General features: G+C 49.9%; 17 protein-coding genes. 4 read left to right on the top strand and 13 right to left on the bottom strand.

The window, feature by feature from the left end; translation table 11 throughout:
* Positions 1 to 26: 26 nt before the first annotated feature.
* The 3 genes from ribF to rpsT all read right to left on the bottom strand — a co-directional run bounded on the left by ribF (position 27) and on the right by rpsT (position 3,109).
* Positions 27 to 974 carry a bifunctional riboflavin kinase/FAD synthetase gene (gene ribF, locus AC0KH7_RS02400; RefSeq protein WP_472370357.1) on the bottom strand — a complete coding sequence of 316 codons (948 nt, stop codon included), beginning with the start codon at positions 972 to 974 and terminating at the stop codon, positions 27 to 29.
* A 135-nt stretch (positions 975 to 1,109) separates the two neighbouring features.
* Positions 1,110 to 2,645 (bottom strand): murein biosynthesis integral membrane protein MurJ, encoded by a 1,536-nt coding sequence (gene murJ, locus AC0KH7_RS02395; RefSeq protein ID WP_472370355.1) that lies wholly within the window; start codon positions 2,643 to 2,645, stop codon positions 1,110 to 1,112.
* Positions 2,646 to 2,845: 200 nt separating this feature from the next.
* Positions 2,846 to 3,109: a 30S ribosomal protein S20 gene (gene rpsT, locus AC0KH7_RS02390; RefSeq protein ID WP_068647588.1), complete on the bottom strand. Its 264-nt coding sequence runs from the start codon at positions 3,107 to 3,109 to the stop codon at positions 2,846 to 2,848.
* A gap of 306 nt (positions 3,110 to 3,415) precedes the next feature.
* Here rpsT and AC0KH7_RS02385 point away from each other — a divergent pair, with 306 nt between their 5' ends.
* The gene (locus tag AC0KH7_RS02385) at positions 3,416 to 4,615 is read left to right on the top strand and encodes a hypothetical protein (RefSeq protein WP_472370353.1); all 1,200 of its coding nucleotides are present in this window, start codon (positions 3,416 to 3,418) and stop codon (positions 4,613 to 4,615) included.
* A gap of 47 nt (positions 4,616 to 4,662) precedes the next feature.
* On the opposite strand, the gene AC0KH7_RS02380 is transcribed toward AC0KH7_RS02385, so the two are convergent.
* The 5 genes from AC0KH7_RS02380 to AC0KH7_RS02360 all read right to left on the bottom strand — a co-directional run bounded on the left by AC0KH7_RS02380 (position 4,663) and on the right by AC0KH7_RS02360 (position 8,795).
* Positions 4,663 to 5,271, bottom strand: coding sequence for a rhodanese-like domain-containing protein (locus AC0KH7_RS02380; protein ID WP_472370352.1), 609 nt, complete (start codon positions 5,269 to 5,271; stop codon positions 4,663 to 4,665).
* A 134-nt stretch (positions 5,272 to 5,405) separates the two neighbouring features.
* On the bottom strand, positions 5,406 to 5,804 hold the full coding sequence (locus AC0KH7_RS02375; RefSeq protein WP_472370350.1) for a hypothetical protein: 399 nt from the start codon (positions 5,802 to 5,804) through the stop codon (positions 5,406 to 5,408).
* A gap of 18 nt (positions 5,805 to 5,822) precedes the next feature.
* Positions 5,823 to 6,749: a hypothetical protein gene (locus AC0KH7_RS02370; RefSeq protein WP_472370348.1), complete on the bottom strand. Its 927-nt coding sequence runs from the start codon at positions 6,747 to 6,749 to the stop codon at positions 5,823 to 5,825.
* Between the two features lie 118 nt (positions 6,750 to 6,867).
* Positions 6,868 to 7,866 (bottom strand): phospholipase A, encoded by a 999-nt coding sequence (locus tag AC0KH7_RS02365; RefSeq protein ID WP_472370347.1) that lies wholly within the window; start codon positions 7,864 to 7,866, stop codon positions 6,868 to 6,870.
* Positions 7,863 to 8,795 (bottom strand): patatin-like phospholipase family protein, encoded by a 933-nt coding sequence (locus tag AC0KH7_RS02360; protein ID WP_472370345.1) that lies wholly within the window; start codon positions 8,793 to 8,795, stop codon positions 7,863 to 7,865. The genes AC0KH7_RS02365 and AC0KH7_RS02360 overlap by 4 nt, the downstream gene beginning before the upstream one ends.
* Positions 8,796 to 9,138: 343 nt before the next feature.
* Between AC0KH7_RS02360 and AC0KH7_RS02355 the strand changes: the two genes are divergently transcribed.
* Both AC0KH7_RS02355 and AC0KH7_RS02350 read left to right on the top strand, forming a co-directional pair.
* A complete protein-coding gene (locus tag AC0KH7_RS02355) occupies positions 9,139 to 10,536 on the top strand; it encodes a DUF1254 domain-containing protein (protein ID WP_472370343.1) in 1,398 nt (465 codons plus the stop codon).
* 137 nt (positions 10,537 to 10,673) lie between these two features.
* Positions 10,674 to 11,726, top strand: coding sequence for a DUF1214 domain-containing protein (locus tag AC0KH7_RS02350; protein WP_472370341.1), 1,053 nt, complete (start codon positions 10,674 to 10,676; stop codon positions 11,724 to 11,726).
* A 137-nt stretch (positions 11,727 to 11,863) separates the two neighbouring features.
* Here AC0KH7_RS02350 and rlmH read toward each other — a convergent pair whose 3' ends face one another.
* The 3 genes from rlmH to nadD are packed head-to-tail and all read right to left on the bottom strand — an operon-like array spanning position 11,864 to position 13,419.
* Positions 11,864 to 12,334: a 23S rRNA (pseudouridine(1915)-N(3))-methyltransferase RlmH gene (gene rlmH / locus AC0KH7_RS02345; protein ID WP_472370339.1), complete on the bottom strand. Its 471-nt coding sequence runs from the start codon at positions 12,332 to 12,334 to the stop codon at positions 11,864 to 11,866.
* A 41-nt stretch (positions 12,335 to 12,375) separates the two neighbouring features.
* The gene (gene rsfS, locus AC0KH7_RS02340) at positions 12,376 to 12,738 is read right to left on the bottom strand and encodes a ribosome silencing factor (RefSeq protein WP_472370337.1); all 363 of its coding nucleotides are present in this window, start codon (positions 12,736 to 12,738) and stop codon (positions 12,376 to 12,378) included.
* Between the two features lie 51 nt (positions 12,739 to 12,789).
* A complete protein-coding gene (gene nadD / locus AC0KH7_RS02335) occupies positions 12,790 to 13,419 on the bottom strand; it encodes a nicotinate-nucleotide adenylyltransferase (protein ID WP_472370335.1) in 630 nt (209 codons plus the stop codon).
* Between the two features lie 39 nt (positions 13,420 to 13,458).
* On the opposite strand from nadD, the gene AC0KH7_RS02330 reads away from it, so the two are divergent.
* The gene (locus tag AC0KH7_RS02330) at positions 13,459 to 14,127 is read left to right on the top strand and encodes a DNA-J related domain-containing protein (protein WP_472370333.1); all 669 of its coding nucleotides are present in this window, start codon (positions 13,459 to 13,461) and stop codon (positions 14,125 to 14,127) included.
* A 50-nt stretch (positions 14,128 to 14,177) separates the two neighbouring features.
* Here the strand turns inward: AC0KH7_RS02330 and AC0KH7_RS02325 are convergent, their stop codons facing one another.
* Together AC0KH7_RS02325 and holA are read right to left on the bottom strand one after the other, a co-directional pair.
* Complete coding sequence (locus tag AC0KH7_RS02325) at positions 14,178 to 15,446, bottom strand: glutamate-5-semialdehyde dehydrogenase (RefSeq protein WP_472370331.1); 1,269 nt, start codon at positions 15,444 to 15,446, stop codon at positions 14,178 to 14,180.
* Between the two features lie 84 nt (positions 15,447 to 15,530).
* On the bottom strand, positions 15,531 to 16,547 hold the full coding sequence (gene holA, locus AC0KH7_RS02320) for a DNA polymerase III subunit delta (protein ID WP_472370330.1): 1,017 nt from the start codon (positions 16,545 to 16,547) through the stop codon (positions 15,531 to 15,533).
* Between the last annotated feature and the right edge of the window lie 15 nt (positions 16,548 to 16,562).

Raw genomic sequence — 16,562 nt, 5'->3', positions numbered from 1 at the left:
TCGGTTTGAGCGGCGTTTCGCACCGCTTAATCGTCTTCCAGGCCATGCATTTTACGAGCCATTCGGGCATCTTTTTGAATTTGCACGGTCAAGGCGTCAAGCGAATCGAACTTCATTTCGGAACGAATGAAGCCTTCTATTTTAACGCCGATGTGCGCGCCGTAAACCTCTTTCTGCCAATTGAACAAATGCACCTCAATGGATGGCCGTGTACCGTTAACGGTTGGGCGAACGCCGATATTGGCAACGCCGGGCCAGTCCATGTCCGCCAACCCGCTCACTTTGACGGCATAAACCCCTTCCAGCGGCATCTGAATTCGTTTGGGGTTCAAATTCAGTGTTCGGAAGCCGATTTTTCGTCCCAGTTTCTGGCCATGAATGACTCGGCCCTGAAAACGAAAATCGCCCCCTAACAAACGCCCGGCCAACGACAAGTTATGTTGGGCCAATGCTTGCCGAACCCGCGTACTGCTGACACGCTCTCCGTCAACCTCAAACGTCGCCACATCGGTCACATCAAAGCCGAGTTTCTCGCCCTGCTCCACAAGAAAATCGAAATTACCAAGGCGTTGCCGCCCGAACCGGAAATCGTCACCGATCACCAAATGACGCACATTTAAACGGTCTTTCAACAAATTCTGAACAAAGTCGTCGGCCGACCAAGCCGCAAAGGAGGCATCAAAACGACACACCAATACATGGTCCACACCGCTATCCTGAAAGGCGGCCAGTTTTTCGCGCAAATTCATCAAACGCACCGGCGCGGATTGCGGCGCAAAATATTCGATGGGCAGTGGCTCAAACACCATCACCACCGAAGGCAAACCGCTGGCAGCGGCCAAATCCCGCACTTGTTGCAAGATGGCTTGGTGCCCGAGATGCACGCCGTCGAAATTACCGATGGTCAACACACAGCCCCGACTAAAGGCGCCCTGGACTGAACCCAAATTGTGTAAACCCCGTATCAAGTGCATCTGTTTGATTTTATTGCTTGAAATAAACAATGGATTATAACGTATTCCGGCGTTTGGAACGCTGCAAAATCATTTATCCTTTGGAAAAAACTTCGCCAAAAGTCGCCTGTTCGAAATGGCCAGGCCTGAACATTTTCAGGTTTTCGGCATCCGCCAGACCGCCGGGCGGACACCGAACAACAACAGCGCCGTACCATATAAAGCGATGGCTCCAAATACCAAACCGCTCAACCAAGCCAAACGATGCCAGGCATCAAAAGCCAACCACTCGGCCGTGGCCGGCGACAGGTAAACCACAAATGCCACTAATACCACATTGGCCAGTAAGACTTGCCCCCAAAGCTTTCCCCACCCCGCTAAGGGCGCAAACTTATCCTGCTTTCGTAATAGGATATACAGCAATCCGGCATTCACAAACGCCGACACACTGGTGGCCGCCGCTAAGCCAACATGCGCAAAAGGCCCAATCAAGGCCAGATTCAAAATCACATTCGTCACCAATGCCACCACCGCGATTTTAACCGGTGTCTTCATTTCCTTACGCGCATAAAACGCCGGGGCCAGAATTTTCACCAAAATAAACCCAAGCAGACCAAACGAGTACGCCATCAGGCTTAAGCCGGACATGGTGACATCTTCATCGTTAAAGGCGCCGTAATGGAACAAACTGATAATCAGCGGTTGCGCCAACAACAATAGCCCCAATGTCGCCGGCAAACCGATGACCAGAACCAGACGCAACGCGGTATCGATGTCTTGACGATAACCGCTCCAGTCTTCATTGGCGGCCTTTTTCGATAAGCCAGGCAATACCACCGTGGCCAACGCCACACCAAACACCCCCAGCGGAAACTCCATCAAGCGATCCGAATAATACAACCACGACACCGACCCAGTCACCAGAAACGACGCCAACACCGTATCCACCAGCAGGTTAATTTGCGCCACCGACACCCCGAACAACGCCGGAATCATCAAACGCTTGACCTCACCAACCCCTTTATTTTTCTGCGCCGACGGAACCGGTAATAAGCCCAAGCGCTTCAAAAAAGGCACATGAAACAGCAATTGCAACACCCCGGCCGCCAGAACCCCCCAAGCCAGCGCCATCACCGGCACTTCCAGCATTGGCGACACCCAAATGGCGAACGAAATCAGCGTCAAATTCAGAAACACCGGTGTAAACGCCGGCACCGCAAACTGGTTATAGGTGTTCATAATGGCGGATGAAAACGCCACCAGAGAAATCAGCAACAGATACGGGAAGGTGATGGAGAGCATGTCCGAGGCCAGTTGGAATTTGGCCGGATCATCGATAAACCCCGGTGCAAACACCATCATCCATAAGCCGGAACCAAAAACGCCAAAAGCGGTTAACAGAAGTAATATACCGCCCAACCGGAACAAAATGGCATCCACCAACGCTTTAACCGCCGCTTTGCCATCACGCTCTTTGACCCCGGCCAACACCGGTACAAAGGCCTGTGAAAAAGCCCCTTCGGCAAACAGGCGACGAAAAAAATTAGGGATTTTAAAGGCGACGAAAAAAGCATCCGCGCCCGTAGAGGCGCCAAAATAGCGTGCGATGACCATGTCTCGAACAAAGCCGAGTACACGGGAAATCATCGTCATGCCACCCACTGTGGCCGTGGCTTTAATCAATCGTTTCAAGGCAAAGCCTAATCACTTAAATGAGTTGAATGAATCAGGAATTAATGGAATTTATTGTAACGGGGTTAACCATCACACAGAAGACTTTTTACTGGAAAAGCGGTTTTTTCGGTATCCGGTTAAATTTTAGACATAAAAAAACCGGGAAACTCCCGGTTTTTCAACATAACAGAATCGATTTGATTCAGTTACTATCGCTATTACGCCATCGCTTTGATGCGAGCGTTCAAACGGCTTTTGTTACGCGCCGCTTTATTTTTTTCGATGATGCCTTTACGCGCCATGCCGTCCATGCTGGACTGAGCTACACGGAAAGCCGCCGTCGCTGCTTCTTTGTCACCGGCTTCAATTGCCGTCAAAACTTTTTTAACCTTGGTGCGCATTTCAGAACGCATGCTCGCGTTATGAATTCGATGCTTCTCGGCTTGGCGAGCGCGCTTAGTTGCTTGTGCTGAATTTGCCATTTTTTACTCCAAAAAATTTGTATTTTCAATCGTTTACATCGATACGCATCGACTATCGACACTTTTCAGAAAGGGCTAAATCTTTCGTTTAAGCATCTAAATGTTTGAAAGGATTGCGGAATTATCCATAAACTTTCCATTGATGTCAAATACTTATCGCATTATTTTTTACACCTCAGCCAAGACCACAACACCGGATTTCGACCCGCCTCTTCCCCTCGCAACAAGACCAATTCCGGTTGAGAAAAACGGCCGAAGCTCTATACTGCTGTTAATGACTTTTAAATCCATTCCCTGAGAGGCCATATGACGACTCAGCCGCCATCATTTAATCCGCTTAACCGTCGTGTCTTCAGCGCAATTCTAATCACGGCCTTGCTGGCGCTGGCCTGGTTGGGCACCTTGGATACTTACACCTACGATTACCTGAAAGGCTCTCTGCTGAACGCCTTGGCCAGTTATGGCGTGAGCCGTTCTTTGAACGCTGTGATCTCAATGTTTTCCACCTCCACCATCAGCATTGGGGTCGCCTCCCTGTCTGTCGGTGAACTGCTTGATCCCTTGAACGATTTAATCGAGCGCTTCTCGGAGCTGCTGACCTTTGCCATCGGTTCCATTGCCATTCAAAAAGTACTTTTGACCATCGTATCTTCAGAACTGTTTAATGTCATTTTATCGGTGTTTGGATTGGGTTTAATCGTCGCCCTGTTTCGCCCAAACCAGCCTGGCCTGGGCGTTTTGAGCAAACTGTTTCTATTGACGATCTTTCTTCGACTGTCGTTATCATTGATGTTGCTATTAAACCTGGCCGTGGACCATACTTTTATCGAACCGGGCATTCAGTCTAACCAACAGAAAGTCGAGCACCTCGCCAGCAACTTGGACGAACTCAATCAGACACCCCAGACCCCGCAAGCCATGCAACAAGACTTGGCACAGCTGCAGCAGCAACGCCCCGCATTGGTAGCGCGCATCCAAACGCGCCAGACACAAGTGGCGTCAGGCCAGACGCGCATTGAAGAACAAGCCCAACGGGTTGAGCAGCTTCGACAAGCCCTCCCTCTCTGGGAACGCTTGAACCTCTTTAAACAGGACAACGCTTTGCATCAGGCAAACGCCCGTTTACAGCGGCTAAAAAACCGTTTATCGCAAACAGCGGAAGTGCTCGAAACCTTACAGGATGATCTGGAAACAATGGACGAACGCATCGCCCATTATGAACGCCGACTGGCCGGACAACCCGATTCGATGATGGAATCCATCAACCAGGGCTTAACCTCTTTCACGACCACCATCAGCGATGTGGATATTTTCAAGATTCAAGCACAATTGGAAGCCTCGGTGGAAAACCTGCTTAACCTGATGATGCTGTATTTGCTGAAAACCCTATTACTGCCTCTCCTGTTTATGTATCTGCTCATCAAAGGGTTCAAACAAATTTGGCAGGTGGATTTAGTCGCTTGGTTAAAACAACCACTCATGCCGGAAACAAAAAAAGCGGCCTAAAGCCGCTAATCTTACCGAGATACGAATTCGGTTAATTTCGTGGAAACTTAATACTTCACACCATAGGTTTTAAAGTAAACCTTGTCCGGGTCGATTTTATAAGTCCATTCGGCCCCGGAGTTTTTCCAGCCGTTTTTCAAACGGAAGCCTTTTTTGTCACCTTCTTTTAGCTTACCGCCCTCAAAGCCATCGGTCATAATGTAAACCTTTTCATAACCGTATTGATCCATCATTCTCGCAATGGGCGCGGCACGAGTAGCACCGGAACGGCACATAATGACATAAGTATTGTCTTCGTCGGCCCCCAGATCAGCGATTTTTTCTTCAAACTGCGAAATCCACTTTGGGTTCGGAGCCGGCATATAGCGTGGTTTGTTTTGTTTGGTATCCATTTTGGAATAATCAAACATCACCCCCGGCAACATAATCTGCGCCGCTTTGGTGTAACCGACAAACTGCCACTCTTCCGGCGTGCGCACATCCACCAAAATCACACTCGGATCTTTTTTCATCATTTCCTGAGTTTCTTTCGCATCCACATACAAACCTTGCGGCGTGTGGCGTTTCGGGTCTTTCGGTTCCGGCGCAGCGATGGCCGTTGATACATAAGCCGTCATCACGGCCGAAGCCAGCATCGATAAAGCAAACTTTTTCATACGGAGTTCCTTTTAACAATCGTCTCAATTCACCCGTTGATTAGAACACAAGAATAAGAATTTGCTAATATTTATTTCTTTAAGTTTTATATAAAATATTTTTATGAAATGAAAAACCGCCAGGCCTGGCGGTTTTAGGCTGAACGATTGGCAAGCTTCTGCAAACGTCGAATCCATTTCCCGAGGGCTGGCGCTTGACCATGGACAACCAGATACACATCGTCCAAACTCCGTTCCGGCATTCCCAGCGTGTGCTTCAAGAGTTTTTGTAAATACAGAGCGCACTTAGGCGTCAATTGCGAAGAGAGCCTTAATTGTGTCAACTTGGTGAGAATCACGGCATCGCAAACCTCCCGCCACTGAGACTCACTCAACTCAAACCGCTCCGATAAACCATTCGGAATCCGTCCGAGTTTGACCTCCATCACCGTTCGCAATAAATGGTAGTTATAGAGTTCAATGGCAACGGGCCGTAAGGAAAATGGTAAGGCATTCATATAACAGGGTTCCACTTCGTGGCCTAAAGCTGGCATACTCTTTTACCTCTTCACTTAAAAAACAGCCACTTCCATGCTGCTGCGAATTTCGTAGCGTTCAATTTCAAACACCACCACCTTCTGGCTATGGCCATCTGGAAAATTAAAATTAAACGCATTGGTTTCTTTATGGGTGTGGGCCGCGGTAAAGCTGCGTATAAAGGACGCTTCAAAATCCAATCGCTGTTCGGTTTCCGGAAAAAACAAATGAATATCGCACCGGCTATTGGCCGGATAACGCTTATCCAACAGCACTGACAAACCACCGGCACTGAGGTTGATCTCTTTTTTCCGCCAGGATTTCGGACTGGAAATCGGCGATAAATCGTTCAACATTTCGTCATAGGCTCGAAAATAATAGGACGTGAACAAATACAAATAATACAACGCCTGAACCAGTGGCACTTTTTGATCATGATTGACCGAAGCGGCAAAATTTTTAGCCAGTCCGTCAATTTCAAAATAATTCTCTAAGGGATCCGGAATGCAGAATTGCTTCGCGTCGGATTTTTCCAGGCATGCGCTGAAATGGCGGTAATAGGCTTGCAGTTTTTGATTCAGTAAATCGAAATACTGAAAGGTTTTCGGGGCATGAATTTTAAGGTCATCCAAATCTTGAACGCCTTTGCCATACGCATGAAACTCTAGCCAGCTTGCGACCTCGGCACGCGGACTCCGCCCCTGAAGCGCAACCGATTCAACCCAACCGCCAAAATAACGACTGTAACGCTCAAATTCGGCAAACACCGGTGCCAAAACATCCTGCTGCTCCTGAATATGGCTCAACCAATAGTGCATCTTGCTCTGGGCGAACTGAAGCCGCTTTTGCACCGACGGCGGGAAATAATCGATGCCATACGTAAAGATTTCCCCCGTTTGAATCGGCCGACTGGGCACAATCAATAAACGCACGGGAACATCCACACGACGAAAACGTCGCATATCATTTTTTTCAAACCAATAGGCCACGCCCTACCCCTGAAAAGCTCTTTTCATATAGTTTTAATCGGTTTTACATGCCAACGCAAGCCGATTTTATCAACCGACGACTAAACAGGCTTTATAACCAACGTCCCAATTGAAACCCGATGCTCAGTGTATTATTCCGATAGTTGTAATCGATCAGGCTTTCACCATAACCGTAAAACCATTGCACATACAGATTGAGATTTCGATGAATCGGGTAACTGTACCCCAGTTCCAGCGCACCTTTATTGTCCTGAAAATCAAAGTTGTCGCGTACCATGACAGAGAATTGATTTTGCCCGTATTGCGTGACGCCCATAAATTCCACATTGCCCATATAATGGGTAATATCAGAATTATCATCTACACCACCGTTTTCCGGCAGGCGCACCCAAGGTTTAACGATAAAAGCGGTCTTGTCCGTTTCAAACACAAAACGCAGATAAGCCCGGTTCCAAGAACGGGATAACTCGCCGGACTGACCGTTCGACTGATGCGACAAACCGACATCAATCATCCGGTTGCGCACCCCGAACACATCCCAATCCATATCAAAACTCATCCAGACTTCCGGCTCATGATTGGTTTCCCGAAACGGTGCCGAAATATCATTGGTATAAGCCTGCCAAAAAGAACGGTTGGTGTACCCCACAAACAAATGGTCGCCCAGCCCAAGTAAATCGTCCGTTAACGGCACTTTTAAACTGATTTGAAACTTTACTTCATAGGGCTCAAAAGACTCCCCATTCATCGAATTATCTTCTTGGAACGGTTTCTCATTGATATCTGCAAAATCATAGGAAGCGAATAAAAAATAATTCGCTTTATATGGCTGTAAGGTAAACAGGTTATATTTATTGCGCCTTTCCGCTTCCATTCGTTGATTCAGGATGCTCATCGATTCAGTCGATTTTTTACGACACTGATTACGAATATCTTCAATGGTCGTGTCCGGGGCTTGTTCCTCAATGGCGATTTGAATACAGGTGGCATCGTACTCACCATCTTCGGATTTTGACCAGGCCTGGCCAAAAACACCGAAAGCGGCGATAGCCAAGAGCCAACGGGCAAACCGCTTCGGCTGTGACGTCATTTAAAGTGCTCCGGCATTTTTTCCGACGCGAGACGATATCCCAAATCAATCATCTCCCGCGCCCGATCAAACTCCATGGAACCGCAAGCATCACTGGCCACTTCCAGAATCAGGTCCGGCGGATAAGCGGCCAGTTTTTGGCGGGCGATGGAGTTTTGCATCGAATCAAACGCCAAATCCGCCACTTCATACACGGTTAAGTTCGAGGCATTGTCTTCTGCGCCACCATTCAAAAATGGTTGCAACCATTCGCCGACCTTATCGTAAATGCTTTCGTCGTCTTCCGCCTTCTCGGAAGCCATTTTTTCGGCCTGCAGTTCGTCCAGCGTCTCCACCTTATCGTGCCCTTGCGGCTCGCCACTCAAACTGACCGCAATGATTCGGTCGGAATGGTCACTGAACGCCGGGGCAATCGGCACCGGATTCAAAACACCGCCGTCAATCAAATCCACACCGTTATAACGAAACGGCGTAAAGAACATCGGCAATGAAATGGACGCCCGAATCGCATCGAACAAACGCCCGGATTGCAACCAAACCTCTTTTTGACGAACAATATCCGTGGCCACGGCGGTATAGGCAATCGGCAAATCCTCAATCATCTGGTCGCCCACCAGTTCAATCAAGGCGTTCATGATTTTATCGCCTTTGACCAAACCGCTTTTTTGCCAGGAAATATCCAACAGCCCGACAATATCCACCTTACGGATATTACAAAACCACGCTTCCACTTCGTCCAGCTTACCGGCGGCATAAGCGCCGCCCACCAACGCGCCCATCGAACAGCCGGACACCGAACAAATGTCATACCCCTGCTCTTCCAACCAACGGATAACGCCAATATGCGCCAAACCCCTGGCGCCGCCACTGCCCAGTACCAGCGAAATACGTTTTCCTTGCGTTGTTTTTAGCGTTCCTTTGGTCGGCATCGGAGGTTTTTCCTTAAGCGATTGCAATTGTTCGGATTGACGCTACCACCAATTCATTAAAACTCGGCGAAACGACTTGCTTAACTCTACCCGATTCCATTCTTTTTGAAAAGCCATTCATGCCCTTTTAAAACCCCATTCTTACGCTCTCTCAGCCCGAGGTGACGACAAGACTTCTTGCATCGGTCAGGCCTGGGTACTTTTGTTATTTCGGTCAAACGTTCGCCTATAAATAATTTTTACCCTTTCTTACAAACAACTATCATTTATACTTATTTAACCCCACTCTAAATAAGAGGCCGAAACACGCTTTTCGTACCCATCTTGTCAAAAGGAACCTCATATGAAACAAACATTAATGAAAGTCGCTTTTGTAAGCTTGCTACTGAGTTCGTTTTCAGCCACCTATGCTTCACAAAAGCTGACCGCTGAAGAAGCCAATGCCATCGCGATTGAAACTTATATCTACGGTTACCCGCTCGTTTTATCCGGCATCACCCAAGACATCGGTCAAAATGTCACCAAACCGACCGGGACCAGTGCACCGATCAACCAATTCGGCCATATGAATGTCTTCCCGGATGCGAGCTGGACCATCGTGGTTCGTCCCAACGCCGACACCCTCTACACCACCATGGGATACGATGTCACTAAAGAACCGATTGTCATCAGCATCCCGGCTTCCAACGGCCGTTACTATTTATTGCAATTCCTGGACATGTGGAGTGATGTCTTTACCGTACCGGGAAGCCGAACGACAGGTGATGGTGCTCTGACCTTTGCCATCGTCGGCCCAAACTGGCAAGGGCAGCTTCCCAAGGGTGTGCATGAATACCGCAGCCCAACCGGCCGAGGGTTGCTGATTGGACGCACACAGACAAATGGTAAAGCCGACTACAAAGCCGTACGCGCCTTCCAAAACGGTATGAAAGCCGTTCCACTAAGCGCCTATGGCAAACCTTATACACCACCGAAAGGCCACGTCAACCCGAACCAGGATATGAGTGCGCCGCCTGACCAACTGGATAAAATGAATGCCAAGACTTTTTTCACCCGCTTCGCGGAAATGATGAAAGCCAACCCGCCTCACGCCAACGACTACCCGATGATTGACCGCATGAAGCAGATCGGCATCGTACCGGGCGAATCCTTTGCATTCGACCAAGCGCCGAAAATCGTACAACAAGCGCTGAACGCCGCGCCAAAAACCGCTTTGAAGCAAATCAAAGCGGCCTGGAAAAGCGCCGGCGAATACGCCAACGGCTGGCGCACCAATATGACGGCCATCGGCACCTACGGCACCGATTACCTACACCGCGCGGGCGTGGCCTATGGTGGCTATGGCGCCAACGTTCCGCAGGATGCGATCTACCCGACCACTTACGTCGATCAGGACGGCAAGCCGCTGGACAGTGCCAAGCGTTACATCTTGCATTTCGACAAAGACAGCATCCCGCCGGTCAATGCATTCTGGTCTTTGACCATGTATAACAAACGCCAACTGTTCGCTGCCAACCCAATCCACCGCTATGCCATCGGCGACCGGGACAAACTCAAATTCAATCCGGACGGATCGCTCGACCTCTACATTCAGCGTACCTCGCCAGGCAAAGACAAAGAGTCCAACTGGCTGCCGACGCCAGCCAAAGGGTCTTTCAGCCTAGGAATGCGCCTATATTGGCCAAAAGCCAAAGCGTTAAACGGCGGCTGGACTCCGCCCGGCGTCAAGCCGGTCCAATAAATCGCAGGATTGTCGATTCAATTTCAATGAAACACCTCTTCGCGCCAGCGGCGGTGTTTCATACCCATCCCCCCGTGACCACACGCTGTCAAAACGCAGCGACGTATGCCACAGAGTACAAACGGAGTATTCAAAGAATGAAAAACCTTTTTAATTTCAAACGATTCACCAAGTTCGGTATGGGACTCTTATGGGTAATGGCCGTCAATTTACCGGTAGCGGCCGCCGACAAACCGGCAAAAACCGTCCACTTAGATAATTACAATTTGGCCACCAGCGATCTGTACTTTGCCAAATACGTCAAACGAGGCGCACTGGGAAAATTCGTGCACAATCGTGAACCCGCACCCATCGACCATCAGAACGTCATTCGCATGAACCGTGACACCCTCTACTCCTTTGCCATTGTCGACCTCGACGCCGGTCCGGCCACGGTGGTGATGCCGAATCCCGACGGGCGTTTCATGTCAATACAGGTCATTGACGAAGAGCAATATTCGCCCGAAGTCATTTACAAGCCCGGTTCCTATACCTTTACCCGTAAAGACATTGGCACACGATATGTGCTGTTTATGGCTCGTACATTCATGAACCCGAACAGCCAAGCCGACTTGAAAAAAGTGCATGCGCTTCAAGACAAGCTGCAAATAAAACAAGCGAGCAAAGGCGCCTTTGAAATCCCGAACTGGGACACGGCCTCTCAAAAACGACTGACCGATGCGCTGAACGATCTTTCTTTGGCCAACGGTGGCGTGAATACCGCGAAGATGTTTGGTCCGAGAGGGCAAGTGGATGAGTTGATGCACCTATTGGGCAGCGCCGGTGGTTGGGCCGGAAACCCACGAAAAGATGCCATTTACCTGACCGTTGTACCTGCGAAAAATGACGGAAAAACACCTTACCGATTGGATGTCAAAGACGTCCCGGTTGACGGCTTCTGGTCCATCAGCCTTTACAACAAAGCGGGCTATTATCAAAAGAACCCATATAACGCCTACTCACTGAACAACATTACCGCCACACCGAATAAAGACGGTTCTTTCACCGTCTGGTTCGGGCAGTGCGACCAACATCAAACCAATTGTTTACCGACGATGCCAGGGTGGAACCTCATCGTGCGGCTTTATCGGCCACACGAATCCATTCTGAACGGTTCTTGGAAATTTCCAAAACCGGTACCGGTCAAATAAAACCGCTGCGACTCAAAAACACGAAAACCGCTGGTCAGGTTTCCCCGGCCAGCGGTTTTTCGTTTTTAGACTGCGAGGGAGGTCACGATTAAGAGAAATGAATCTGGAACCAGCAAGACGAAACGTAAAGATACGTTTCACTCTCGATGATAGGGATGGTTTTGCAGTACCGACCAGGCACGATAAATTTGTTCCGCCACCAGCACACGCACCAGCGGGTGTGGCAGGGTCAACTTTGACAAGCCCCACTTCCATTCGGCTTGCTGTATCAATTCGTCGGCCAAGCCATCGGGGCCACCCACGACCAACGCCACATCCTGACCGGAAGCCAGCCAATCGTCCAGTTTTTGTGAAAACTGCACGGTCGTCGTTTGCTGCCCGTGTTCGTCCAACACCACCAATTGACAGCCTTTGGGCAAGGCCGCCAAAATCCGCTTGGCTTCTTCGGCTTTATATTGTGCCACCGACCCACTTTTGCCGCGCGTCGCCATAGGCAATTCGACCAACTTCAACGAACAGGCTTTCGGCAAACGTTTGGCGTATTCCGCATAACCGTCCTGCACCCATCGCGGCATTTTCTGCCCGATGACAATAAAATGAATAATCACGATAGATTCAATTTAATCCAATTCAATCCTGCTCGCCTGCTTTAAGCCTTGGCGGAGCTTTTTTCCGACGTTTCACCCGGCTTGATATTCCACAGTTTCTCCAACTGATAATGCGCTCGGGCCGATTCGGTCATAATATGCACTACTGCGCCACTCAAATCGACCAAAACCCAGTCGGGTTCCGGGCCGGATTCAACACCCATTGGCGGTTCACCCGCCTCTTTAAAGGCCTGGGCTAAAGCGTTACCGGTCGATTTCACGTGTGTTGTCGATGTCCCGGTGGCAATGACCATCAGGTCTGTAAAGGAACACACCCCCGCCACATCCAATACTTGAATATCACGCGCCTTACTGTCTTCCAGCGTACTGACGATTAAATCTTCCATTTTTTGCAAATCCATCATAAAGACGTTGCCCTCTTAGTTGAAACCCGTTACATGGTCAATGCTGGGGTTTTATTGATACAGTTGATGTTGTCGAATGTAGTCGGCCACTTCTTCCGGCACCAGATAATCCACCGGCTCCCCATTTTTCAAATAATCCCGCAAGGCGGTGGCACTCAAATCCAGTTGCGTGATGGGCAAGTCAATGATTTGTCCGTGATCTTCGGTCAGACTGGCTACCCAATGGTTCTGTAAAATATCTTCCACCCCGCCATCCGTCGGCAAGGGTTCACCCGGGCGATGCGTCACAACAACATTCGCCAAGGCCAAAATGCCTTGCCAATCATGCCAACGGTCAAACTTGGCAAACGCATCGGTGCCCATCATCAACACCAGCGTCGCATCCGGCATCTGCTGTTTTAAGACACGCAGGGTATCCACCATATAAGACGGGCCGCCTCGGTCGATTTCGATGGTATCGAGCTGAAACTTGGGTTGCGATTGAATCGCCAAGCGCACCATATCGCAACGTTGTTGAGCGTTTGCGGAAGGCGAATTTCGATGGACAGGCTGATAAACAGGGATAAACCGCATTTCATCCAAGTTCAGTGCGGTAAGCACTTCGAGTGCCGGGCGCAGATGACCGAAATGAATCGGGTCAAAGGTGCCGCCATTGATGCCGATGAGTCGTTGGGTGTGCAAAAAAGTGTCTCTTAATGATTTTTTGGTATTATAGCAATTATGTCAAACAACCAAGTGACAATTCCCGAAATCCCCACAGACTTGGAAGCCGCCTTACATGAGTTACTTCTCGAACGGGGTCACATCAAAGAATACGATTTGATGAAAGCCTTGGTCGACGCCGGCTTCACCGAATTTACACCCGACCTCGACCCACTGGCGATGTTCCAGTCCCACTTTCTATTGTTTCACCTGCTGTATCGTCTGCAAGCCAAATGGCTTCGCGAAGGCCAAGGCTGGCTCAGCATTCACACTCTGGCGATTGAACTGACGCCACCCTCTGCCATTTCCGACCAGGCCTGGCAAAATGCACAACAGGCGTTAACGATTGAAGACGGGGTGCGGGATTATTATCTGGACTATAACGAATTTTTGAAAACACAGGAAAGCGATGTGATTGAACTCATCGCCGGGTTCTGGCGAGACTTCGGGCAAGGTGCAACGACCGGCCGGACGGCCTGCCAAGCTGAGCTGAGCGCCGCCAAACGACAGCTGGAGATTCACGACACCACGGAATCGCTGACGGTGACCTTAGTGAACCGCCAATACCGCAAACTGTCGCAACGTCACCACCCGGATAAGGGCGGCGACGCCCAACAGTTTCACGCCATCAGCGAAGCGCGCGAATGCCTGTTAGCCCATTTGGCTAGGCGTTCGAATAACCCCTAACCCAACAAGGCGAGCTAGCTTTGGTGGATAATTTGCGAATAATTTTCGGATTATTCGCGAATCGACCCATCACCCAAGACAATGTATTTTTGCGAGGTCAAACCTTCCAAGCCAACTGGGCCACGGGCATGGAACTTGTCGGTACTGATGCCGATTTCCGCGCCCAAACCATATTCAAAGCCATCCGCAAAACGGGTAGACGCATTAACCATCACCGAACTGGAATCCACTTGCGCCAGGAAACGGCGCGATGTGGTCAGGTTTTCGGTAATAATGGATTCGGTATGCCCCGAGCTGTACTGGGCAATGTGATCCATCGCCTCTTCCACATCCTGAACCACACGGATCGACAAAATCGCGTCCAAGTACTCCGTCCCCCAATCCGATTCAGTGGCCGGCGCCATTTCGACAAAACCACGGGTTTTTTCGCAACCACGCAATTCGACCCCCTTCTCAACAAACATTTTCGCCAGGCCTGGCAGAATTTCCGCCGCACGCGATTCGGCCACCAACAGGGTTTCCATCGCGTTACACACGCCATAACGATGCGTTTTAGAATTAAAGGCCACCTTCACTGCTTTATCGGCATCGGCATCGGCATCAATGTACACATGGCAGATGCCATCCAAATGTTTGATGACCGGCACTTTGGCACCTTGGCTAATGCGCTCGATCAGCCCTTTACCGCCGCGCGGAATAATGACGTCAACAAACTCCGGCATGGCAATCATTTCGCCCACGGCGGCACGGTCGGTGGTTTCCACCACTTGCACCGCGGCTTCCGGTAATCCGACTTCACGCAGGGCACCTTGAATGCATTTGGCCAAGGCACGATTGGAATGCGCCGCCTCGGAGCCGCCACGCAGCAAGGCCGCATTACCGGACTTCAAGCACAGGGCTGCGGCATCGATGGTGACGTTTGGGCGGGATTCATAAATGATGCCCACTACCCCCAACGGCACGCGCATTTTGCCAACCTGAATACCGGACGGCAGATAATTCATATCGGAAATCTCACCGATGGGATCGTTCAAAGCCGCAATTTGGCGCAGACCTTCCGCCATGCCGGCAATGACCTTATCGGTCAGGGCTAAACGGTCCAACATGGCGGAATCGAGGCCGTTGGCTTTACCTTGCTCCAAATCCTTGGCGTTTTCCGCTTTCAAGGTATCGGCGTTGGTTTCCAATGCCGTGGCGATGTTCAACAAAGCCTCGTTTTTTTGCTGGGTCGGCGTCACGGTCAAAACGCGGGATGCGCCTCGGGCCTGCTGCCCAAGTTGTTGCATGTATTGTTTAATGTCCGATATTTGTTGCGTCATAATCTGTTCCAACTTGATTCAATGTATTTCGTGCATTTTTGGCATTTGTGTTCCACCAACTTCGCGCTTTGATTGCAAAACAGCTTATCTGGAAACCTGAGTCACCAGCTCCGATAAACCCAGCCATTCGTCCCCTTTGCGCACACCTTTAATGGTCAGATCGACCTGCAAAGCGACATTCAATAGGTTTTGCCAATAGGGCAAATCGTGCCGTTGCAACGCCGCACTGAATTCACCTTGTTTGGACGACCAAATACGCAGCTGCTTAAACGCTTGCGCCAGATTCATGGTTTGCTGTTTTTGGGCAATATCGATTAACTGGCGTAAGTCTTTCGCTAGCAACCACAACACCACCGGTGCTTCCAAGCCTTCCTGTTGCAAACGATGCAAAATTTGCAATGCATACTGGGTGCGCCCAAACAACATGGCCGTACTCAAAGCAAACAGCTGATAATGCGCTTGATCCGCCACATTATCAATAATGTTCTGTGGCGTCAAGACGGTGTTCGGCGGAAAAAACAACGCTAATTTTTCGATTTCCTGATCCGCTGCCAACAGGTTACCTTCCACCCGTTCCGCCAGCAAACCGGCCGCTTCGTTCTCCAAAGCCAAGCCCGATTCCTGGGCACGTTGTTGGCACCATTTCACCAGGCCAGGCCCTTCAATAGGTTTAGATTGCACCACCCAACCGTGCGCCTCGATGGCTTGCACCCATTTGGATTTCATCTGGCGTCCGTCGAGCTTTTCGCACAACACCACCAGACAAATTTCCGGCGGCGCGTCGTGCATGGCGTTGGCCCATTCCTGGATAAACGCGCCGCCATCTTTGCCCGGTGCACCTTTCGGCATATCCAACTCAATAATACGGCGCTCGGCAAACAGACTGCCGGCTTGAGTGTCCATTTTCAAATCGGCCCATTTGAAATTGGCGTCCACCTCATAACGGTCGCGCTGCCAATATTCCTGCTCTTTCAAATGCTCACGCAGCGCATCCAGTGAGCGGCGAATATACAAGGGTTCCTCACCATAGAGCAGCGTAATCGGCTTGATCTCAAAGTTCGGGTTTTGCAGCTGCTTTAAAAAAGCCGGAGCCATAATCATACATCGACACCCTCT

It is taken from the genome of Hydrogenovibrio sp., assembly GCF_965140365.1.
Taxonomy (GTDB): domain Bacteria; phylum Pseudomonadota; class Gammaproteobacteria; order Thiomicrospirales; family Thiomicrospiraceae; genus Hydrogenovibrio.
Note: the sequence above shows the minus strand (reverse complement) of the source record. Positions and strands in the feature narration are given on the sequence as shown.